Raw genomic sequence first — 21,324 nt, 5'->3', positions numbered from 1 at the left:
CTGCTGCCGGCCATGCGCGAGCTCCTCGAGCGATCCGGCGTCGAAGGAAGCGGCGCCTACAACTACTACGACACGAGGGTGCGGCAGGGCCTGGTCTTCCTCGAGTATGAGATCGCGCTCGCCCGCAAGCTGCTGTCGTGCGGTCTTGGAATCCATCGGGTGGACGAAGTCGGCAGCGGCTTCGGCCAATTTATGTTCCTGCTCGGCTGGAATGGGTTCAAGATGATCGGTTTCGAAGTCAATCCTTTGCGTGGCGACACCGCCGCGACTCTGCACGGCATGCTGCAGCGTGCCGAGCCGGCGCTCACCAGCAATGTCCGGCTGATCCAGGCGGAGTTTCCGGTTCGCTTCGGCCCGCGGCCGCAGCCCGGTTCGATGGTTCTCACCACCAACCTCGTCGCTACATGCAGCCGTGCGAAGCAGCTCGCCGTGCTGCGGGCGATGCGCCGCTATCCGTTCGTGCTATCGGACGTCCAGCGCTTCTTCGACTACCGGCCCGAGCGCCATCAGGAACCCGACGTGTTGGCCTTGTTTGCGGAAGCAGGCTTGCGCGATCCTGAGCTCTTCCTCGATCTGGGAGCGGGTGGGCGCTACTACCTGTTTGCCAATCCCGCACGGCGCGGCTTTGGCCTGCTGTCGGCACTATGGCGATGAGCTTTCTCGGCCGATTTATGCGGAGATCGAAAGACAGTGGCGGCCGCTTGCGTGTCCTCGCATTGGGGTCGTGCCGGGTGCACGATCCCCTGGTCGCCATGCAGAGCCTGGGCGAGATCGACTATCTCAATCGGCGCATCAAGTCGCGCGCGCCGATCTATGTGCACGACGTGCACGAGATGATTCAGCTCCTCGGCCTGCTTGCGGGAACGGTCTCGATGCCGGCCGCGATCGCGCCGTTTGCCTTCAATGTTTGGCGCGCGGGAAAGCCGATGCCGCGCCTGATCGGCAATGCCGAGCGGCTCGTCATCGAGGTGTGTACGGACAAGTATTATGCGGCCATGGGTCATGCGCTGAACATCAACGAGATCCACCGCCAACTCGTCGCGCCCGCGGGCGAAGCGGGCGAGGCATGGTGGTACGACGCTCACCGCGGGCAGCCGGCGCCGCTGGAGATCATCGAGAGGGTCGAAGCAGCTCTCAGCCGGTCGCGCCAGCTGACGGAAACGCATCGGCGGATCTTGCGGGAGATCACCCTGGTGACGCTCTCCTCGGCGGCAATCGCCGAGGGCCTGACGAGGCTGCGCAGCCTGGTCGCATGCCCGATCCTGGTCGTGCCTCACGTCGCGGTCCGCCTGGCCGACGGCAGCCTGCTCGGCGAGCGGATCGAGCATATCGACAAGACGATCGAGGCGGCCCGGCAGGTCGGACTTGCCGTCCTGGATCCGCGCCGCTTCGTCGAGCGGGACGGCCAGCAGCGTGCGCTCGCCGAGCGAGGGACCGACTTCCACCACTACGCCACGGACTACCTGCCGGTCGTCGGGCGCGAAATCGTGCGCGCCCTACGCGAGCAGGGCGCTCATGGGGAATCCTTGGGCGGGGGAGGAAGGGGCACCCAGTGAGTGGGGTGGAAGCCGACGAAGTATCGCCCTTGCGGCTTCGTGGTCACCCAGCCGTCCTTGGACCATCGAATGCCCGTCCACGACTTCTCGTCGGAGGTGTATCCCGGCTCACCGGCCATCACGCCCCAGGCGATAATCTCCGTTCCGTCCTTCGGCGCACTATCAATCGGCCGCCAGTCTGGCGGGGCGGTGTCGGTCATGATGCCTCCGTGAGGGAACGTACGCGAGTTAATGCTCGAATGCGACGGGAGGCCACAAGCCTCGACAAGCCGTCCTGCAACCCGAGCCTGTTCATCCAGCCATCGCGCTTTCACTGCGACGCGGGATGCTGCCCAAGGGCACCACGGCGAAATGCGTTATGTACGCATCGCCAAATTGTTGAGTTTGTTGGCGCTCCCTACGGGAACACAGACGACGTCCGGCACGGTGCAAAGCGGTGCGAGAGCGTCAGCCTGTGTGGATAAAACTCATGCCCGCTTGCAACGGATCATCCCGGTTGGTTCGAGGGTGTCCAGCAATGTCTCATCAACGGCAGGCTTTCATTGAGCCAATTCGGGGCCATTTTCGGGGACGACGTCCCCGACCACCCGAAAGGAACTTGCAATGACAGTCGGATTCCAACTCAACGCTCGCAAGGTGGCAGCCATCAAGGCCACCGGCAAGAAGCAGGTGTTCACGGACGGCAACGGGCTGCGGCTGATCGTAGAGCCAGCCGGCAGCAAGCGCTGGCTTCTCCGCCGCATGGTCGAAGGCAAGGACAGGGAATTCGGGCTCGGCGGGTATCCTGCCGTCTCACTCGACGTGGCGAGGGCTAGGGCGGCCGCGCTGCGTGCCGGGTCGGCCTTGCCGGTGACCCCGAAGTCGTCGGGCTCCCCCATCCCACCTGGCGTCACCGGAAGCGGCGCCACGTTCGAAGAGGCGGCCCGCGAATTCTTCGAGATGCACAAGGCCTCGTGGAAGGCCCGTGCCGGCGCGACCAACTGGATGAGCCGCATGACCATGCACGCCTTTCCCAAGATCGGCGGCGTGGATATGCGCGAGTTTTCATCGGCCGATGTGCTCGCCGTGCTCAAGCCGATCTGGACGACGCTGCCCGGTATCGCGAAAAAGCTGCGTGCCGACATCGGAGCCGTGGTTTCCCTGGCGGTTGCCAATCGCTGGTGCGGTGCCGAGGCCTCCAACGCCGTTGCCATCGCAGCGAGGGCACTGCCGCGCCAGCCTAAGAGCGAGGGTCACGAAGCCATGCCCATGGAAGCCGTGCCCGGCTTCCTACGGGAGCTTCACGACATTCAAGCCGATCCGCTCCTGAAGCTGGCCATGGCGTTCGTCATTCTCACGGCCAAGCGATCAGGCGAAGTGCGCATAGCCGAGAGAGCGGAGATCCGCGAAGAGGATGCGATGTGGATCATCCCGGCCAGCCGCATGAAGGCCGGCCGTGCGCATCGCGAGCCGTTGACGCCGCAAGCGATGGCGATCCTGCGGCAGGCCCAGGTGCTGTCCGGCGATTCGCCGTACATCTTCCCGAACTTGAACATCGACAAGCCCTATTCCGATATGGCCTTGCTGTCGCTGTTACGGCGCAATGGCCATACCGCCACCGTGCACGGCTTCCGCGCGACGTTCCGCACGTGGGCCGCGGAGGAGACCAACTATCCCCGGGCCATTTGCGAGCTGGCCCTGGCGCACGGCAATCCGGACAAGATCGAAGCCGCCTATCAGCGCAGCGACCTCGAGGTTAAGCGGCGCGCCTTGATGAGCGACTGGGCCAGCGCCGCCGTCGGCGATCACGGGCAACCGCTACTAGGGCAGTCCCACGTTATAGCCAGCGTCGGAGGCGCGGTGACCTCCGCCACGTCCGATTTGGCGAGCGTGAATGAATGACTGGTACGATTCGTAAGTCCGGATCATGATGATGCGCGAGGTCTTGGCGCTAGCGAGGCTGATTGCGCCGGCGCCAAGACCTCGCCAATTCCATATCGCATGAAACCATCACGACGTGGCGCTTCCTGGATGGGGTAGGGGGCCTCTTTCGGCGGGACACCCGATGAGCAGCAACTTCGAGCAACGCGCCAAAGACATGCCGCGAGTTGATAAACGCGGCCGAAAGCCCGGGCCCTGGGGAAGTAAGCCGTGGCGTGACGCGGTGAGTCGCGCCGCCCATCGGCGTGATCCCGCGACGGGGCTGCGATACCTGGAGATGGCGGCGGCCGCGCTCGTCAGGCGAGCCGTCGAAGGGGATGACGCCGCGCTGAAGGAACTGGGGGACAGGCTGGACGGCCGAGTCAGCGGCAACGCGGGCGAGGGCCAGGCGCGTGTAAGTTTCGTAGTGCATATGCCGGCACCGCTGCAGCCGGATGCGTGGGCGCGTTCGGCCGGTGTCAATCACGCCGCCGTGGGCAGCGTTGCGCCTTGTCACACCATGGTGGAGGCCCAACGAACCGATTTCGGGGATGATGTCGGGGACGGCGAGGGCGAAAGCGAGCGTTTTACGCGGAGTTAGCCACGCCATTGGCTCCGCATTTGGGAGCCGGCTGCAAAACGCGACCCCCCCCCCGCCCCCATCGAATCGGAACGGGTGCCCAATACAACGGGGCCGCGAACGGCGGTGCGCTCGACGAATGCATGGCCGCATTTTCCATGAATCACAGCGGCGTCATCGCGGATCTCCTGGACCGCGCAAATGCGCCGTGCCGACTGTGAGGGCCGCGGGTACAGGTGATCGTGCGCAGCGGTTTAGGCAAGGAGCGCCACTAAATCACTGGCGCATCAAATGACTCTTCTGGATCCCGCGGCACTCGTTCAGTTCAACGCGCCGCGCCCGGCGAGCATTAGCAACTTTAACGACTCGCGCAGTTGGACTCCAACCGCTCGTCCTTGCAGATTTGGGGAGGCGCGCAGGCCGCTGAGGAGATCCAGTGAGATCCTCGAAGCTCGCGGCGCAGTGTAATGGCAACGCTAAGGAGACGGTAATGCCGAAATCTTCGGGGCAGGCGAACCACAAGCTGGTGATGAAGATGCTCTCCCCCATCAGACAAGTGGCGCAGCAATTGGGGTTGGGCACTAACATGGAGGCAGCGCTCATCGATATGGGAGAGTTGCGTCTGGCCTCGCGGTTTGGGGTAGTGGGGCCGTGTTACTGGATTGGTCCCGGCGGCCTTTGGATGCCGAACCACGCACTCACTATTGTTGAGGGAGGAGGGGGCCCGCCACTACCGATGATCGTCGATAGCCCAGAGAAAATGTCGGCCCATTAGATCCCGCGCCGCCGGCAGCCTGAATCCTGCGCGTCGTGGTTTGCCGGCGGTTTTCTTCAGTTGCCAATGCGGGAGCGGTTGATGGACGAAGCCCCGAGTGTCGCCAGAGCCTTCGACGTGTTCGAGCGCGCGCGATCCGCGTACGTGATCGCGCTTGCCGCGTGCCGCGACGCTGAGCCGCCGAGGGTGGTCCCGGCCGAGGTTATCCGACACCTCTTCCAGTGTGGCGCGCTGGTGTTCGCCTGCTACTGCCACCCCTCCAATTGGCCTGAAGGCCCGTTGGCGGCACCGGCTCAGCCCTTGCCGCCGATGCCGGCAAGGATCTGTGCGGCCTTCGCCAGTTACATAGCCGCCGGCACCTTGCCGGGTCCGATTTCCGACGCGCTGCGCCGCGGCGCTCCGAAGACCGGGCCGGAGGAACTGCGAGACGAGGGCTGGGCCGTCGCCTACGCGCTTGCCGCCGTTGAAGGGGTCATCGTGGACGGCAAGCCGACGGCGACGGTGGCCGAGGAGTTTGGGGTCGAGCCTCGTACAGTAAGGCGGTGGAAGGTGAGGCTCGCGGCGGCCGGGGTTAGCTGGACCGACATGGTGCCCGCCGCCGTGCCAGCGGCCGACCAGGCCCAGTTCATCGCCGACCGTATGCGGGCGGCGGGGCAGCGCTACCTCAAGCAGGGCCGCCTCGCTACACCGCGCCGCCAATAAAACAAACGTTCTGGCGCAGGGCGGACATCGACTTCGATTTCCGGTCCCTCCCGATGGTGGGGCGAAGCAATACTTTGTAGTTCGACGCTGCACACCAGGAGACAACATGGGCGTGATTCGTATCCAAGAGGTCATGGTTAAAAGCAAACTTAGCCGGAGCACCATCTATTCCCTATGCATCCAGGGCCTTTTCCCGCCTCCGCGGAAAATTGGCGTTAGGGCGGTAGGGTGGATCGAGAGTGAGGTCGACCATTGGATGGAAGCTCGTCCGACGGCACTGCCAACTCGTCGGTCGGCAGGGGCCGAGCCCAAGGAGAAGCAATAGCCGCCGCCCACCCAGGATCTCGAACCACTGGCGACTCCGCCGGCAGAGCGCGGGCTCGCCCGAAGCCGCATACTTACCGGAGCAAGCAGATGAATTCACCGGACGACCACGGCAAGTTCCGTGGCGAGCAATTGGCCGATATCCATCTTGAGGCCGAATGGCGGCGAGCGATTCGCCAGCGCACCTACGATGTTCGGATGGTTGCTCCGCTTGAGCGGCTCGGCATTACGCCGGACCAGCTGCCTGCGGTGGGGGTCGAACGCGTTGAGTTCTTTGGTTCCGGGCGCGCCTACTATCGGCCGGCCGAAAACGGGCGCTTGGCCCTGATCGTTGCCGTAGCCGATATGGTCAGCGCCCCCGAGCTGGGTGGCATGGCTGAGGTCCGCAAGATCAGGGACCTGGTGGCGGTCGATATTGCGACTCGTCACGTTGCCATCCGGGACGGCTACGGCACGGCGCTTGGTGCCGACAACGTTGCCGATGCCCGCCTGAAGGGGGCACCCATTCTCCTTGCGGACACGGTGCTCGCTTGGCTGCGGGCGCCCAGGAGACACGGTGTTCATCATCGACTGGCGTTCGGCCGGTTACCTGCTCGATGGCATTGCGGTGCGTTGCCGGTCCCGGGAGATGGAAAAGCGCGTTTGGGCTTGCGCTCGCCCGTTATCGGTATCGCTTGAGCTGGACGACGTTGATATGGCTGCAACGGACGCGCCGAAGGGCCTACCGATGGCTGGGGAAGCTTGGGGCGAAATCGACCCGAGCCTGCTCGAAGATCCCACGACCAACGCGCCAGGGTTCCCGCTGCACCTCCTCACGCCCAAATGGGCGGGATGGATTCGTGAAACAGCGCATGCCGCGAGCGCACCGCCCGATTACGTCGCCCTAGGCCTCTTTGGTGCCGTTGCCGCGGTTAGCGGAGCAGGCGTGGTGGCTCAGGTCCATCAAGGGTGGTTGGAGCCGCTGGTGCTTTGGCTGGCGCTAGTCGGCAATCCCTCATCGGGCAAGTCTCCGGCTCTGGCCGCCGCCCGTCGGTTGCTGGGCCCCATCGAGGATGAACTTCGCGCGTCCGACGACGACCGCCAGCGAGACCACGCTACGAAGGTGAAGCAGGCCAAGTTATTGTGCGAGCGGTGGGAAGACGAGTGCGAGGCGGCCTTAAAACAGGGGGCCCCACCGCCGCTCAAACCCGTGGAGGCCGCCTTCGACGCTCAATTTGTGCGGGCCCAACTCCTGGTCGCCGACACAACTATTGAGGCGCTGGCCGACGTTGTGTCGGGCAACCCCCGCGGAGTGACCCTGTGGCGGGACGAACTGGCAGCATGGCTCGGAAACTTGGGCCGCTATGCCAATGGCGGCTCGGATCGTGCTTATTGGCTTGAGGCTTGGGGCGCAGCGGCCGTGACCATCAACCGGCGCTCGCGGTCGGGTCCGCTGAGCCTTAAGAAATTCCCCGTGAGCATCGTCGGCTCGATCCAGCCGGACCGCCTTGCCGAAGCACTTGGGGGTACAGACGACGGTATGGCGGCCCGCTTCCTGTACACCTGGCCCGCTCCCGCGCCTTATCGTTCGCTCTTGGACCATATCGCGGTCCATGAAGGCGATGCCATACAGCGTTTGGGCCGCATCGCGGCGGTGGTGGGGATAGCGGATAGCCCGCTGACGCTCATTCTGTCCCATGACGCCTTGGTGATGTTCGACGAGTTCCGCAAGAAGCTGCTCGCCGAGCAGAGAGACCTTGAGGGTCCGGAAGCCGGCTGGTTGGGTAAGGGCCCAGGCTCCGTCGTCCGGGTGGCAAGTCTTCTAACGCTGCTGGGTTGGTCGGAGGGCCAAGCCATAGCTCCGCCTGCGAAAATTGAGAGGGCAGCGCTGGCCGCCGCCATAAGCTTATGGAACGACTACATGCGTGCCCATGCTCAGGCGGTGTTCAACAAGGCGGGGCGGACCGGGAAGGACAGAAACCTGCGCCGGGTTGTACGCTGGCTGATGTCCGCCGGCATTGACGAAGTGTCCCGAGAAGACGTGCGGTGCACCGCCCTCGCCCGCGCTGTTGATGCCGATGGCGCTGATCAAGTCATCGCTCGGCTGGTCAAGGCGAACGTGCTTAGGCAGGTGCCCTCCTTGCCGGCCGGACCCAAGGGTGGGCGCCCCGTCCATAGATGGGCCGTCAACCCGGCGTTGGCAGGTAGCCAACGTCCGACCGGGACACCTGGATAAGCTTCGAGATCGTTTACCGGGAACTCCGGAAACCACCTAAGGCGGATGTCTTGGGAGTTTCCGGGGTTTCCGGTAGTCGAATCCGACTGATTTGGAGTGCACCCCGCCGGTAAAACAGGAAGCTGTGGACAGTTTATCGAAGAGAAACTGATATCCGGCTGAGATTAAACGTGACCGTCAGCCAGGGCGGCGGCTGTCGGGGCGATGAGCGATGCAGCGTGGATCAAGGATCGTGGGCGGCAAGAGTCCGATTGCCGATGGCGTGCTGGAGAGATGCGAACCTGGCCATCCCAGGGGCAGTCGCTTGGACGGCCCGCCGTTGCGTAGCGGGTTGCTCAATGATGGGACAGCATGCGGGCGGGCAGCCCCGCGCGCTCGCGGTCTGGGAAGTGATCCGGTAATTTTGTATCGCAAGACAGTCGGGCGATTAGCGGCTGTGCCCTTTGGCCGGCGTGTGCGGTCCTGGCAGAAGTGTGCCCCGCGCGAGCACGACGCGGTGGTGCGCGACGCCATCCACCGCGTGGGCTTGGCTCATGGCCACCCTGCGGCTATCGCTACATCACCAATCTGCCGCGGCGCGAGGAAGTATCGAGGTCAACCGCAAGCGGGTGCTGCGTCTGTGGTCTCGGGCATCAAGCGATAGCCATGGGAGGCAGCAAAGGGCTGACCGCCAAGTCCACAAGTTCAAGCCATAATGTCGGATCGGTGGAGCGGTGCAATCTCAGGTGCGATGCGAGGATCGGGTTGCTATAACCCAATCGACATGCCGCTCGCGGTCATGTGTCTGCTGGATCGAGGCCGGGTGCTAAGGCACACGTAGTTTGGAGACCGGAGAACGGGTTTTCTGGAGAGTTCTCAGCCGCCAGCCGTGGCTACCGAGGTTGAACGGTTCTGACGCCCGGGGGCGCACCAACGCGGGGCCAACCTGTCGAAGCCCGTATCTGTCCTCACCGTCATTTCACCCCCGGTTAAGCCGTGAGAAGCCAAACGCCTGCCAGGGGGCTAGCCTCATGACCTGACGCCCGCTGCGGCCATTCCATGAAGTGAACTACCGGCCCTTTGGTAAGATCCAGTTTTCTTGATCGAGCAAATCAAGAGGCGGCCCTGGCGATGGTTTACTGCTTACTAATCACCCACCATCCGCATTGCGAGGATTTGTAACTCCACCTACAATTGCACCGAATATCGGAGCGCGCCAATGAGTACGCTTCACCGAAAGACTTTGGCTGCAGCAGTAGTGAGCCTGGTGATCCTCGCGTCGCCGGTATTGTCTCAATCGTCTACCGCTATCCCCCCACCACCCCGGCTGAGCACTGACACGATCCCACCACCACCCCGGATGACGGGGCCGCCGCCCATTGAGACGAACGCCTCCGCCGCAATCACCGGGAGCCCCCAGCAAGCGTATTGGGTAATTAAGGACATCATTTCGAAACAAGCCCGGTTTGATGAGACATACATTGCTAAGCAGGACCCCAGCCGGCTTTCTCTCGCAAACTGCTCTGATACCCATTTCGTTGGCTCAAAGCCCGTAGAGTACTTCGATCCCAGAACTGACCCAGGGCCGCCACCCGGCGTCTACCGTCCCTCAATCGAGGAACTCCTGGACGGCCTGGCGACTTCGTCCCTCCAAGTGGAATACGTGCTTTCAAGGTACCGGTTACCGGACGTGTTGTGGCGCAAGGCGCTTGCTGACCTCGAATTGGACGCCCTCCGAAAAATTGTGAACCGGGACGACAGGTGGGTCGACCTTGATCGAATGGAGTTGATTGAGAGAATTAATGCCAATGCGCGAATGCGCAACTGGCAGATTCCGGAGCTAGATCCTGCGCTTTGCGGCGGTCCACCGGGCGTCTATCTCGTTCGCACAGATCCAAGTGCCGCTCAAATAGAACTCATTCCGAAGCTGTATTTTACCTACTGCGAACGGATTGGCATTAATCCCGAAGATACTATTAGTTGCAATTATTGGTTTCCTGCAATCAGAGACGGCCAGCGAGTTTTTCTCGGTGGGCTGTACAAAGTTCGACTTCGCTGGGCGGACAGAACTACCCGAGTGAGTGACTTCGACGTAAGTAGGCTAAGCGGCGAGGAAATCACTTTTTTTGAACGACGCTAAGAGACGTCAAGTACATGGCTGAAAACCGGACGGGACTTGATTCGTTTCATGGGCTTCTAGGCGATGTCCAAAAGCTTTGGAAGTGGATTGTCGTAGCTGGGTCAGGTCCATTCATCGCCAAATTTCTGGGTGTGGCTCCGCCTTGGCCCGCGGCTTTGCCATTCATAACAGCGGCGTTCATGCTCGTCGCGATCGTGCTCGTCTATCAAATCTACAAGAGATCTTCGCGGAAAACGGTAAACAAGGTCCTGATCCGATTCTCAGTCTTACTCGTGGCGGCTTTTTTCCTGTATCTCGCCATCTACTCGGAATTTACATTCGACGTGCCACTGCCAAATGGTTCATCAGTGGTCAGGATTAAGGGGTTTGTGTGCAACGACGTAGCGTTGACGGTTCACGAAAAGAGCTGCCCTTGGTTGGGTGAGAGGGAGCTTAGTGGGGCTGAATGGACGCCCGAAAATCTTTGGCGGTCGTGGTCCATCACCGTTGTTCGGCTTATGTTGGTGCTCACCTGGTTGACTACCTTTATGTCACTGTCCGCCGTTCTCGCTTGCTTCGCGAACTTTCAAAAGCGGACCGCTGCCTAGCCGTGGTGGCCCTCTGCATTAAGAAGTGGAAGCGCGAAGGCTACGGACGGTGCGCCATGACCAACATATCCTGAATCTGTGCTTCTTAGAGGGCCGCGTCGCGGAATGTTCATCTAACACAAACGCCTAGCCGCCGTTGCAGTTTGGCACCTGGAAAGCCGTGAGCCTGTGCTGTCATTCATTGGTCGCCTGGAGATGCTCGACCTTCAATGAAGAACGCCATGGGGACTGACATGCTCCCCGGAATTGTCCCCGGTCAGAGGTTAGGATGGACTTGCCCTGGACTTGCCCCGAACGCTGGACCGGGCCGGTGGCGTCATGAAGCTCTCGGCCTTGGCGTTATCGTAGGGGTTGCCGACCCGGCAGGTGGCGGCAATTCCGTATCCGATCAGCATCCCGGTGTACGCGGCACCGCATTGCACCCAGCGATCGGAGTGATGGATCAGGCTGCCCCAGATCGGCCGCCGCTCCTCGAGAGCCATGCCGAGTGCCGCCACCGCCAGGCTGGCCTGCAGATGATCGGCCATCGCCCAGCCGACAACATGGCGGCTGACAGACACGACGGAGAAGCTCGTGGCATCGGATAGCGGCATGCTCGATCGCGTGGATGCGCTGGAGAATCGCGGCGTCGACGCGGGTTACCGAAGACAGCGAAATGGGCAAGCCGAAGCAACCTGTGGAGGATGCCGAGGAATGGAGCGCCCTGTCTAACGCACAGGTCAAGGCCGATGCTGTCGCCTCCGGCCTCTAAGCAGCCCCGCCGCCAGGCCTTCCAGGCGCTGCTGATTTCCGCCTATCACGCCGCTACCACGGCAGCCTGGAAGAGGAGTGGGCGAGGTTCAACAAATTCTTTGGCGCACGCGACAGACTGCAGCAGAAGCTAGATGAGATCGCCAGCACCAACTTCCGCATTGGCCAGCCCGACCCATCATGAACGACAGCGGAGGCACCATCCCCAACAAATCGCTCACCCTTGGGGAGCATGGTGGAAGCACAGGTGGCGCGGTGGCGGCACCGGGGGCTGAATCCTCGAGAGTGAGAAAAGCGCCATTAAATCAACCAGACATGCGGCTAGCGTTTCCGCCAGACCCAGCGCGGCCCTAGCGCTTCGGCTTGTCCGGCGTTGGCCTACGTAGGACATGGACATTAGCGCGCCTGTCAGCGGCCTGGGCGTTAGACCTCTTTAGATCAATTTGGCTCACCACTTCGTTAGAGAGAACTAAATCCAGCGGCTCGTTGTAAGCTCCGAGCGCCAAAGGGAGTTCAAGCATCGTTATGATGGCTTGCGAAAGATCGCTCTCGTAGGTCCAGCAATCTTCCTTCTCCAGAATGGCTTTCACCGTCCGTTCTATCTGCGCATCATCGACAACAACGCCATGCCGCCCGGCCATACGCAGTGTGTGTTCGAAGACTTTCGCCACAAGCTCAACGACGCCTAACATATCGCTGTCGTCATGATCGTCATCATCGCCGCTCATGGTCCGAAATCCTTTCCTGAATTGTCCTTCGACGACCGCCGGCCGCTCCCTAGGGACGGCGGCCAATCGCACGGGCCGAGCGGGGACTTTGTAGGGGATGATTCCAGAACGCGCAAAATTCACGCGAATTCAATCAAGCATGGCGGATTCATCCTCCGCCTCGCCTGCGCGGGCTCTGTTTCGAGGTGTTTCTCCGCTGTGCTGGACGCAACACCGCGAAAAGGATCAAGATTAATCGGGTTCAGGAGCATAGCCATGACGTACCCCGTCGCCGATGAGGAGCAGGAAGTCGACGCCGTCTTACGCGCCGCAGCGCACGGCAGGTGGTTCGAGCTTCGCAAACTACGGAAGCCGAGCAAGGTGGAGCGGCACGACTGGATACGGGCGTGGCTAGTGGGCAAACAGCTGCGCTCTTCCGACGACGACGTGTCTAGGGTGGACCGCCTCGCCCTGACGCTGTCTCCGGAAGAAGCAGAGGAGTGGGCGCGGCATAGCAAATTCTTTGATGCACTAGATGAGCTGCAACAGAAGCTCGACGAGGTCGCCAGCACCGACTTCCGCAAGATCGGGTAGTCCGGGCGTCATGAACGACAACGAAGGCACCATCCCTCAGCAGATCGCGCACTTGGAGGCTATGGCGAGCATTATGCGCGAGGACGTTTCATCGGGGTGGTGAGCGCCAGTCCCATTTCAGAACTGCATCAAAAAGTACCTTGAAGGCGGCAAAGCAGTCGGCGTATGTCGGTCCATTCCGAAGCTGGTATTCGGAGGACGGGCGGCGATCATTCCCACGCTTTCGACCGACAACGCAACATCGCCGCGGTTCTTAACAAGCTCCATCCGGATCTTGGTGATACCCCGCCCCGGTTTACTTGATGGACGGGCCTCCAAGATGGTTATCCGTTCACGCAGCCTGTCTCCGGCGCGTACCGGTTCAACAAACTTCAAGTGCCAGTCTAAACCACCGAGAAAAGCCCATCGCCGGTCCGGCCGATTGTAGATTTCATGACCCAGCCGATACATGATCGATATTGTGTACCCGCCGCTTGCTATCACGCCACCGTAGGATGTCTTGGCAGCGGCTTCCGGGTCTACGTGCATCGGCCAAGGGTCGTTTTGTTGATTGTAGGCCAGCATCTCATCCCCATCGACAACGTGTTCGCTCGACTCCCAGCTATCGCCGATCGATAGATCTTCCAGGTAGATCACTTTCATGATGGCGCCTCCCACGACAGTTTCCCCGGCCGCTTGATGATCAGCAATGCGGGAAGCGCCGCTAGGCCCGGTTTTTTACTCGTACAGCTGTTTTGGCCTCTGGCTGGACTCCAGAGGACTTACCAGCCCGCCAAAACGCTCCCGTGAGTCAGATTTTGACTCTGGCGGGCTATCATGGGCGGCACTAGGCTGACGAATGACCTTCGCCGAAAAGCCCAAGCCTGTGGCCTATTGCGCGGGATGCAACATGCCCGCGTCGATCGAAGTGGTGGGCACCAGCTGCCGTAACGGCGACTGTAATGGCACCTACAAAGGTGCCGGTGCGGCGGACGAATGGATGCGGTGCGCCGCCTGTGATGGCACCGGGAAAGTGGGGACTGCGTTTTGCGAAACCTGTCACGGGTCCGGGTGGACACCCGTGCGCCCTTGAGCCGATATGCTCGTTCAATCCAAACAGGCGCAACAATTGTCGCGACCTCTGGCTTTGGCGCTGGGCCCACAGTGAGGTCAGTGGCCACGTTTGAGTAGTCTTGTGATCCTTTGGTAAGTAACGTCGTCCATCCGCGCGTAGGTCTTCGAGGCCCATTCTGAATCACGTGTGATTTGCTCGGGTTTGAACACTTTAGCGAATCGCTCGGCATCAGCATTTTCTTCAAACGCGGCATAGATAGCTGCACCTTCCCAATGGAACGCGTAGTTGCCAGCCGTGCCCAAACTCAACGCAAGACGTTCCAAGACTGCCCTCGCTGCAAGAATCTTGGCTGATGTCGCAACTTTCAGCTTCACCTCTAAAAGATGCGGACGGTGATGGTCGCGCAGAAAATCTTCCCAATCCATTATTGGCATTTTAATCACCGTGCGTGACCAGATCCCGACCGGCTTCTGTTAGGCGAACACTGTCGCCGCGATCGAGCATCCAGCCGCGATCGACGGCTACTGCGATGGCGTGTTTCGTTAGGTCATTCAATTCGGTCGGCAGTAGCCACCAGCGCCTGTCGCCGTCTGTCGCATAGTACAATGCCCGCACCAGGAGACGGGCGGACCGGTCGTTCTGGTCGACCATCAGCCATTTACGCAGCCCGGTCTCAAGTGGTTGCGGGGGGGGCTGGCCAGGCGGCCGCAGGCGTGGCGGGACTGACGGGAAACAATCGACTCCGCCCTGTAACCATTTCCCTGATTGGCAGGTTTTGCTTCAGGGAGCAGGCTTCGCGCGCTTGTGCTCCTGGTCAGTGTCACATCAGGCCGCCCGCCCACTCCTTGGTCAGCACTGGCTGGGCGAACCCAGGCGGTTTTTCTGCCAGTGGAATCGATTTTGTGCATGCGGTGGTGGATCGCTTTTTTAATCTCCCTGTGGGTTTTCCCGGTTGGGGCTCAAGTGGACCTTTCGCCTGAGGAGCGGCGCGCAGCCTACTGCTACGGTGCGGCGGTGGAGAAAGACGCGGGTCGACGCGACCAGCTGTACGACTACCTAGAAAGCCGAGGGCTCGGCTTCCATGGTCACCGCCCTATTCTTGCTCGTCAGCTAAGAGACGAGATTAGCAAAGTCGGTGCGCGTAATTTTCAGATCTGCAAAATCAGTCCCGGGGGCGCCGCGTGCCTGGAAGTCGATAGCTGCCAGTAGCCGACCGAACACAAGCGTCAGGCTCCAGCTGGGCGTTCGTGCGGTACAGCAGCGGGGGCGTGCAAGGTCTCCGATCGCTCGCCAAGGCACTGCAGGCGAGAGGAATGCGCACACCAGCCGGCCGTCGACGTGGCCAGCACACGCAGGTTGCGCGGTTGCTGGGATAGCGCCGTCGCTACGTTTGAACCGGCGTTTGAACCAAGGGCAACGGAGGACAAGCCAGGTAGGCCGGCCGCATCCGCCCCGCCGGGGACCATCCACGAGAGCCCACCGTCTGGTCCACAGCCGCTTGGCGCAAATCTTGCGACGCGCTGAGCGTATCTCCTCCCTCAACTACGCGCCCGGCAGGGTTTACCCCGTGCCGGGCTTTTTTTGGTTGAAGCACGGCGTGGCGACACGGCGACGGCAATTTTAGTCACCGGGCGGAGTCTTCAATTCTGCTGCTCGGCCCCCATATCATCGGCAGTCGTCGGGGTATCGAAAAGCAACGCGCTTTCTCGTGTGTCTGTAGTCCCACACCCACCACCTACCGGCATTGCCCGACGGCCCTGATCCGAAGTCTCAAGAACCTTCCGGAAGGCACTAGGAAGGCTTGCGGCGCGGCGGCAACCTGCCCGGCCGGAAAGTCGACCAGCGGCCCTGATGGCGGCCGCGTCCGCTAGGTCTTGTGCTGGCGCTCTATCTGGTCGGCCTGGGCTTCAAGTTCCGTCGCCTTGGCGAGCAGCGCGTCCGGTCCGCTTTGAGCGAGATATGTTCGGCCAGCCGACGGCCACTCTCGGACATCGGGCCAGATGGTGTGGGCTGCTTCCTCATAGCAAATCACGCCGCGTCATCATGGCCGTGGCTCAGTCCGGTATCCATTCGAGGCGTGGCGCCCCTTGCGGGAGATCAGCAGCGGAGCATAGTCACCTTAGAACAATAGGGGGAGGCGGGCATGGAAGAACAATCGCGGGCTCAAGCCATTGCCACACTTCGGCAGATTATCGCTGGAATGAAGACATCGCAGGCACTTCACGTAGCGGCAAAGCTGAGCGTTGCAGATCACCTCTCGCGAAAGCCTATGAGGGCCGCTGAACTGGCGACTGCCACCGGAACAGATCCAGCGGCCCTGCATCGCTTGATGAGAGCGCTGTGCGCGCTTGGGGTTTTTGCAGAATCGAGCGGCGGTGAATTCTCGCTAAACCCTGCGGCCGAGATGTTACGATCCGATGTCCCAGGCTCCTTTCGCGCTGCTGTCTTGTTCCTAGTGGGAGGCGTGCGTTGGCGCTGTTGGGCAGATCTGATCGGAGCCGTCCGCAAAGGAGTCGGAGGAGCGGAGGGCGCGCTTGGAATGGAACTATTTGAATTCTACGCCGCGCACCCGGAAGAATCAGAGATTCACGATCAGGCGATGAGGGCTGTATCGGCGGCCCAGATACGAGCGGTGCTTGAGGCGTTTGACTTTGCCCAGGCAGGCACCGTCGTCGATGTTGGTGGAGGCACGGGAGAGCTATTGGCCGCGATCCTGGCGGCCAATCCATCCCTTCGAGGAGTCTTGTTCGATTTGCCTCATGTTGTCGCGCAGGCGACACCCGTCTTGACGGACCACGGGGTTGTCGACCGAGTCAAGGTCATTGGTGGCAGCTTTTTCGAGACTGTTCCAACCGGCGGGAATACTTACCTGATGAAGTCGGTGATCCATGACTGGGATGATGCGCGGTCAATGTCGATCCTCCGCAACTGTCGGAAGGCCATGACGTCGGGGGATAGGCTGATAATTCTTGATCGGCAGTTGCCGGAACTTGGACAGCCAGGAACGCCGGAAATCTTCCTGATCGACCTTGAGATGTTGGTGATGTCCGACGGCGGGCGGGAACGTACTCGCGAAGAATTCGCGAAACTCCTGTCAGACGCCGCCTTCAAGCTGGCCAGGATTGTTTCGACAAACTCGGTGCTCAGCATTTTCGAGACCCATCCCACTTAGTGACTAGCGTTGGGCTTGCCTGTCGAGGACCAGGCCGAACTTGACGCCTCGCTGCACTGTTGATGGTCGATTTCTGCTAAGGGTCAAACTCTGACGAAGTGTTTCGCGTGAGCAAAGTCGGGAGTCGGCCCGAAAGCGGAAGTGGACGACCACGCATTATTGAGTTTTGACCCTAGTAGACGACGAACTGCCGATGGTGCCTACGCCGTGGCCCAAAGGAAAACCTCTGCCGGATCTGCGACGCCAGATTCTAGGTCGGTAAGAGAATGAAGCCGGACTCGACCGCTTACCCGCCTCGGGGGATGTCCCGCGAGGAAGCTGCCCGGTACGTCGGCGTCGGTGTCCTTCGCTGTATCGCCGTTAGTGCGCCGCCTGTCGCTGCATGACGCCGACAGCCTGTCAGTCGAGGATCTACACTGGAAGCTGAAGTTCTCCAGCACAGGTCGCCTACCTGGCGGAGAGACCAGGTTCGTTGATTTCCTGCGCGGCTTGGTCCGGGGAACTACATACCTGCCGCCCGGGACGACAACGACCGTGCAAGCCGAGCTTGGGCCTGGCGCCATTTCCGGCGTCAATGTCCAGACCCAGGCCGGGTTCATGCTTCCAGTCCAAGGCTCTCCTGCTTCTAAGCCGGCGCGGGTTCGGATCAACTATGATGGCCAGCGTTTCACGCCTGCCATCGCAACCATCACCCCGGGAGCAGTGATCTTCGAGATCACCAATACCGGCCCACGGCGGGGCTCGCTGTTGCTGACAAACTGGCCGCCCGAGATTGTGGCGATGCCTGTCAAGCCAGCGTTGGAGTTCGAGCCCTATCTGTCAGGGGGAATGCTGCTTACAAGGCAAACCTTCCGGAGACTGTTCCGTTCGGAACGGGTGGACGAGGAGGAGGGCCTCGGGGTGAGGCAAGTGACCTTTCTGTTCACGGACCTCAAAGGCTCCACGGCGCTGTATGAGCGTCTGGGTGATCTTAACGCCTATGCTCTGGTCCGCCAGCACTTCGCCTTACTTGACGCCGTCGCTCATAGACATGCCGGTGCGATCGTCAAGACGATCGGCGACGCCGTGATGGCCGCCTTCTCGCGACCTGCCGATGCAATCGCCGCGGCGATCGATACCCTGCAAGAGATCGGCCGCTTCAACCGCGAGCATGGCGGTCCAGCCATCATTCTCAAGATAGGGGCGCATTGCGGACCATCCATTGCGGTGACGCTAAACGAGAACATCGACTACTTCGGCCAGACCGTGAACATCGCCGCTCGTGTGCAGTCGTTTGCTGATGCCGGTGAGATCTGCCTGACAGAGGCGCTCTATACCGCCCCCGGCGTACGCGAATTGCTAGCGACTCGCGATATTGTCGAATTCGATGCACCCCTTCGGGGCGTCGAGGGAAGCGCGCGTGTTTATCGCCTAATCGGCTGATCTGCACGCCTGCGTGCTACGCAGTGAGCCGAAGAAGTATCAAGGATATTGTCGATGCAACTCAATAGCCGGCTTGCATCGAACTGATGCGATCCATGGTCATGCACTTTCATCCGTCTGAGTGTAAACCAGCGCGAAGGAGGGCCTTGGACATGCCAGCCGACGTAGGTAGCACTTCGCTGAACTACTCGAAACACCGGTTCCTCAGTATTTTTTGGAAGTGCATGCGGAAAATTTTCTGCGTCCGTCACCGTCGCTCTACAACGTGCGTCGATTGCAGTGCCATCACGAGTTTTCTGTGCACGCGGTGGGACTTTCACTCGGTTCCGCCGCAATCGACGAAGAGCATCTTGAGCGTGTCGCTGGACTTGTCGATGAACTGCAGCCTGGACTGGTCTCGGAGCACCTGTCGTGGAGCAGACTCGGAAATGCCTACTTCAACGACCTACTTCCACTTCCCTATACCGAGGAGGCTCTGGACGTAGTCGCTCGCAATGTAGGGCGCATGCAGGATCGCCTGAGGCGGCAGGTCGCTATCGAGAACCCCTCGAGGTATCTTGAGTTCAACACCTCTACTTTGACGGAAGCCGAGTTTCTCGACGAACTTGTGCGCCGTAGCGGATGTAGCCTGCTCGTCGACATCAACAATATCGTCGTCTCTGCGCACAATATCGGCTTGGACCCGGCTGAGTGGCTGAATGAGCTGCCGGAGGAGGCGATTGTGGAATATCACCTTGCCGGTCATGCACTCAATGAAGCCGACGGCGAAGTGGTCTTCATCGATGATCACGGAAGCCGCGTTAGCGAGGCCGTGTGGTTGCTGTTCGATGATGTCCTGAGCCGATTTGGCGCGCGTCCGACATTGATCGAATGGGACACTGATATTCCACCACTAAACGTGTTGCTCGGCGAAGCAGAGCGCGCTCGCCGTGCGCTTGCGAGAGCGGAGATGAGCCATGCAGCCCTCGCTGCGTGAGATTCAGGTCGCCTTCGCAGCCCATCTCGCTGGGCACGACCAACCCGCCCTCGTCGCGGCCATGGTCGGCGGTCATTTTGCTGCGCGGCGACGGCTGCAGATTCATCGCCGGCACTTTCAACTTAGCCTTGAGGCTGCCTTGGCGTCGACGTTCCCGACGGTATGTGCCCTGGTCGGAGCGAAGTGCTTCCATCGCTTTGTACTGGGTTTCGTTGCCGGCGCGCCTCCTGCCGATCCGGTGCTAAGCCGCTATGGCGACGGCTTTTGCCCATTCGTTGCTGAGCATGAAGCTGATCACGGCTTGCCCCACTTGGCAGACGTCGCGCGACTCGACTGGGCGTTGAATGTCGCCTTTCATGCCCCGTTGGAGCCTCGGCTCTCCGCCACAGATCTGGTCGCTTGGCCGAAGGATTCCCTTCCGAAGTTGTCGGTCCGGTTGCCGGCGGGCTCGTCGTTGATCGAATCGGCCTTTCCGCTCGATCTGATCTGGCAGGCTTCGCAACCCGGAACGTCGGTCGACAAGGTCGATCTTGCGGCAGGTCCGGCTTGCCTCGTGGTTTTCCGACGCTCCGAGGACGCTGCGTTTGCCGTGCTCACCCCGGACGAAGCAGCTTTCGTTGAGGGCCTTTCCCGTGGCGATCACTTGGCGGCCGCGGCGCAACACGCCTCCCGAATGGCGGAGAGTTTTGATCTTGCTACGACATTCGGCCGGATGCTCCGGCTCCGCTTGCTTATCGCCGGCACGCCGGCATGACCGTCGCGGCGCTGGCACGGCCTTTGCGTTGCATGAAGGTGCTGTGAACCTTCGCATTCCACGCCGTCACGGTCATTTTGTCTTCGGTGTCATCCAGTCCGGTCTGACGTGTCTGGTTGCAGCCGGGATCGCGAGCTATCCACCTTCGGGTGCGGCCAGGTTCATTGAACACTGGCTCGCCTCTTGGCTGATCTCGTGGCTGACGATGTTGCCGGTGGTGTTCCTGGCGGCCCCCTTCATCCGGGCGCTCGTCAACCAGCTGACGCGCGAGTAGCTCGGCGGAGCCTAGAGTCCAAACCCATAAAGTTATCCGCCGCGCGTCTGATCCCGGCCGGTCCAGCATCGCTGACGACGAGTCTAGGCTACTTGCCCCAGGCGTGGCTCTGTTCCGGCCAGTAGCCGCCTAATGTTGGCTCGATGGCGCACAATCACGTAAGCGCTGCCTGCAATCACCAGCAACCGATAGGGCAACGGTTGCTCCAAGGCGCAGATAAGGGCGATCGCAGTCAACGCCGCTATCATCGAACTAAGGGAAACAATCCGAAAGACAGCCAGCACGACGCCAAAAACTGTCGCGGCAACTAGAGCTACTGGCCAAGACATCGCCAGCAGCACGCCTAATCCTGCCGCAGCGGATTTGCCACCTGTAAAATTCAACCAAATGGAACGGCTATGCCCTAACAACACGCCAAGGCCGGCCAGGCAAACAGCCCAAGGCAACGAGGTTTGCAGCTCAAGCGCTGTCGGTGGCGCGGCCGACGACAATGTAAGGCACCAAGGATAAAGCCAGCAGACAAAGACGATCGCCCCAACACCTTTCAGTACATCTACCAGGAGCACCACCAACGCAGGCTATTTTCCCAGCGTTCGCAGTACGTTTGTTGCCCCGGTGGATTTGGAGCCATGCTCTCGGATATCAATGCTCTTGAGCAGTTTTCCCGCCAGATAGCCCGTGGGCGTAGAACCGAAGAGATAGCCGATCGCCAATCCAACCAGACTCGCTATCCAGAAAACCATGAGTTTCACCTCGGCGCTCTCACGTCAGGCAGTTACGATTTGATCATCTACCTCTTTGACCGCTATGGGTCACTGTTTGATGAACAGCTCGACGACCGACTTTATGGGGTTTGATCCTAAT

Annotated in this window: 22 protein-coding genes and 3 pseudogenes; 18 read left to right on the top strand and 7 right to left on the bottom strand. The window is 61.0% G+C overall.

What is annotated here, in order from left to right:
• Nucleotides 1-12: 12 nt before the first annotated feature.
• Complete coding sequence (locus RSO01_RS12635; protein WP_147149451.1) at nucleotides 13-654, top strand: hypothetical protein; 642 nt, start codon at nucleotides 13-15, stop codon at nucleotides 652-654.
• Nucleotides 645-1,556, top strand: a complete 912-nt coding sequence (locus RSO01_RS12630) for a hypothetical protein (RefSeq protein ID WP_507763591.1) — start codon at nucleotides 645-647, stop codon at nucleotides 1,554-1,556. Before RSO01_RS12635 ends, RSO01_RS12630 begins: the two co-directional genes overlap by 10 nt.
• On the opposite strand, the gene RSO01_RS12625 is transcribed toward RSO01_RS12630, so the two are convergent.
• Nucleotides 1,514-1,756: a DUF551 domain-containing protein gene (locus RSO01_RS12625; protein ID WP_147149449.1), complete on the bottom strand. Its 243-nt coding sequence runs from the start codon at nucleotides 1,754-1,756 to the stop codon at nucleotides 1,514-1,516. The two genes, RSO01_RS12630 and RSO01_RS12625, sit on opposite strands and share 43 nt — an antisense overlap.
• A gap of 403 nt (nucleotides 1,757-2,159) precedes the next feature.
• Between RSO01_RS12625 and RSO01_RS12620 the strand changes: the two genes are divergently transcribed.
• From RSO01_RS12620 to RSO01_RS12580, 9 genes are all read left to right on the top strand, one after another.
• Nucleotides 2,160-3,437 carry a tyrosine-type recombinase/integrase gene (locus tag RSO01_RS12620; protein ID WP_147149448.1) on the top strand — a complete coding sequence of 426 codons (1,278 nt, stop codon included), beginning with the start codon at nucleotides 2,160-2,162 and terminating at the stop codon, nucleotides 3,435-3,437.
• A 163-nt stretch (nucleotides 3,438-3,600) separates the two neighbouring features.
• Nucleotides 3,601-4,056, top strand: coding sequence for a hypothetical protein (locus RSO01_RS12615; RefSeq protein ID WP_147149447.1), 456 nt, complete (start codon nucleotides 3,601-3,603; stop codon nucleotides 4,054-4,056).
• 469 nt (nucleotides 4,057-4,525) lie between these two features.
• Entirely contained in the window at nucleotides 4,526-4,810 is a 285-nt protein-coding gene (locus RSO01_RS12610) for a hypothetical protein (protein WP_147149446.1), read from the top strand.
• Between the two features lie 81 nt (nucleotides 4,811-4,891).
• Entirely contained in the window at nucleotides 4,892-5,512 is a 621-nt protein-coding gene (locus RSO01_RS12605) for a helix-turn-helix domain-containing protein (protein WP_170303017.1), read from the top strand.
• A 106-nt stretch (nucleotides 5,513-5,618) separates the two neighbouring features.
• Nucleotides 5,619-5,837 carry a helix-turn-helix transcriptional regulator gene (locus RSO01_RS49850; RefSeq protein ID WP_147149444.1) on the top strand — a complete coding sequence of 73 codons (219 nt, stop codon included), beginning with the start codon at nucleotides 5,619-5,621 and terminating at the stop codon, nucleotides 5,835-5,837.
• A gap of 89 nt (nucleotides 5,838-5,926) precedes the next feature.
• Nucleotides 5,927-6,514: a hypothetical protein gene (locus RSO01_RS48965; RefSeq protein ID WP_246158351.1), complete on the top strand. Its 588-nt coding sequence runs from the start codon at nucleotides 5,927-5,929 to the stop codon at nucleotides 6,512-6,514.
• Entirely contained in the window at nucleotides 6,399-8,051 is a 1,653-nt protein-coding gene (locus RSO01_RS12590) for a DUF3987 domain-containing protein (RefSeq protein ID WP_246158360.1), read from the top strand. Before RSO01_RS48965 ends, RSO01_RS12590 begins: the two co-directional genes overlap by 116 nt.
• Nucleotides 8,052-9,249: 1,198 nt before the next feature.
• The gene (locus RSO01_RS12585; RefSeq protein ID WP_147149441.1) at nucleotides 9,250-10,170 is read left to right on the top strand and encodes a hypothetical protein; all 921 of its coding nucleotides are present in this window, start codon (nucleotides 9,250-9,252) and stop codon (nucleotides 10,168-10,170) included.
• Between the two features lie 14 nt (nucleotides 10,171-10,184).
• The gene (locus RSO01_RS12580; protein WP_147149440.1) at nucleotides 10,185-10,757 is read left to right on the top strand and encodes a hypothetical protein; all 573 of its coding nucleotides are present in this window, start codon (nucleotides 10,185-10,187) and stop codon (nucleotides 10,755-10,757) included.
• Between the two features lie 263 nt (nucleotides 10,758-11,020).
• Here RSO01_RS12580 and RSO01_RS12575 read toward each other — a convergent pair whose 3' ends face one another.
• Nucleotides 11,021-11,350, bottom strand: coding sequence for a DDE-type integrase/transposase/recombinase (locus tag RSO01_RS12575; RefSeq protein WP_147149439.1), 330 nt, complete (start codon nucleotides 11,348-11,350; stop codon nucleotides 11,021-11,023).
• A 507-nt stretch (nucleotides 11,351-11,857) separates the two neighbouring features.
• On the bottom strand, nucleotides 11,858-12,235 hold the full coding sequence (locus RSO01_RS12570; RefSeq protein ID WP_147149438.1) for a hypothetical protein: 378 nt from the start codon (nucleotides 12,233-12,235) through the stop codon (nucleotides 11,858-11,860).
• Nucleotides 12,236-12,490: 255 nt separating this feature from the next.
• Between RSO01_RS12570 and RSO01_RS12565 the strand changes: the two genes are divergently transcribed.
• Nucleotides 12,491-12,808 (top strand): hypothetical protein, encoded by a 318-nt coding sequence (locus tag RSO01_RS12565; protein WP_147149437.1) that lies wholly within the window; start codon nucleotides 12,491-12,493, stop codon nucleotides 12,806-12,808.
• Nucleotides 12,809-12,925: 117 nt separating this feature from the next.
• On the opposite strand, the gene RSO01_RS12560 is transcribed toward RSO01_RS12565, so the two are convergent.
• The 3 genes from RSO01_RS12560 to RSO01_RS12550 all read right to left on the bottom strand — a co-directional run bounded on the left by RSO01_RS12560 (nucleotide 12,926) and on the right by RSO01_RS12550 (nucleotide 14,513).
• On the bottom strand, nucleotides 12,926-13,450 hold the full coding sequence (locus RSO01_RS12560; protein ID WP_147149436.1) for a MaoC/PaaZ C-terminal domain-containing protein: 525 nt from the start codon (nucleotides 13,448-13,450) through the stop codon (nucleotides 12,926-12,928).
• A gap of 507 nt (nucleotides 13,451-13,957) precedes the next feature.
• Nucleotides 13,958-14,287 carry a hypothetical protein gene (locus tag RSO01_RS12555; protein WP_147149435.1) on the bottom strand — a complete coding sequence of 110 codons (330 nt, stop codon included), beginning with the start codon at nucleotides 14,285-14,287 and terminating at the stop codon, nucleotides 13,958-13,960.
• A 10-nt stretch (nucleotides 14,288-14,297) separates the two neighbouring features.
• A complete protein-coding gene (locus RSO01_RS12550; RefSeq protein WP_147149434.1) occupies nucleotides 14,298-14,513 on the bottom strand; it encodes a hypothetical protein in 216 nt (71 codons plus the stop codon).
• 1,492 nt (nucleotides 14,514-16,005) lie between these two features.
• On the opposite strand from RSO01_RS12550, the gene RSO01_RS12545 reads away from it, so the two are divergent.
• The 5 genes and pseudogenes from RSO01_RS12545 (at nucleotide 16,006) to RSO01_RS12525 (ending at nucleotide 20,460) form a co-directional block, all read left to right on the top strand.
• Complete coding sequence (locus RSO01_RS12545) at nucleotides 16,006-17,034, top strand: methyltransferase (RefSeq protein WP_147149433.1); 1,029 nt, start codon at nucleotides 16,006-16,008, stop codon at nucleotides 17,032-17,034.
• A gap of 339 nt (nucleotides 17,035-17,373) precedes the next feature.
• Nucleotides 17,374-18,456 (top strand): annotated as a pseudogene (locus RSO01_RS12540) (adenylate/guanylate cyclase domain-containing protein); the annotation flags it as partial.
• A gap of 184 nt (nucleotides 18,457-18,640) precedes the next feature.
• Nucleotides 18,641-19,432 (top strand): annotated as a pseudogene (gene bufB / locus RSO01_RS12535) (MNIO family bufferin maturase); the annotation flags it as partial.
• Nucleotides 19,413-20,186, top strand: coding sequence for an HvfC/BufC family peptide modification chaperone (locus RSO01_RS12530; RefSeq protein ID WP_147149430.1), 774 nt, complete (start codon nucleotides 19,413-19,415; stop codon nucleotides 20,184-20,186). The pseudogene bufB and the gene RSO01_RS12530, both read left to right, overlap by 20 nt.
• A gap of 43 nt (nucleotides 20,187-20,229) precedes the next feature.
• Complete coding sequence (locus tag RSO01_RS12525) at nucleotides 20,230-20,460, top strand: DUF2798 domain-containing protein (protein ID WP_170303015.1); 231 nt, start codon at nucleotides 20,230-20,232, stop codon at nucleotides 20,458-20,460.
• Nucleotides 20,461-20,543: 83 nt separating this feature from the next.
• Here RSO01_RS12525 and plsY read toward each other — a convergent pair.
• Nucleotides 20,544-21,173, bottom strand: a pseudogene (plsY, locus tag RSO01_RS12520) (glycerol-3-phosphate 1-O-acyltransferase PlsY).
• Between plsY and RSO01_RS47215 the strand changes: the two are divergent.
• Nucleotides 21,090-21,317, top strand: a complete 228-nt coding sequence (locus tag RSO01_RS47215) for a hypothetical protein (protein WP_170303006.1) — start codon at nucleotides 21,090-21,092, stop codon at nucleotides 21,315-21,317. The pseudogene plsY and the gene RSO01_RS47215 overlap by 84 nt on opposite strands.
• Nucleotides 21,318-21,324: the final 7 nt, after the last annotated feature.

It is taken from the genome of Reyranella soli (genome assembly GCF_007992495.1).
In the GTDB taxonomy this organism is placed as follows: Bacteria; Pseudomonadota; Alphaproteobacteria; order Reyranellales; family Reyranellaceae; genus Reyranella; species Reyranella soli.
The sequence above is the reverse complement of the archived record's forward strand: the minus strand, read 5'-3'. Positions and strand labels throughout refer to the sequence as shown.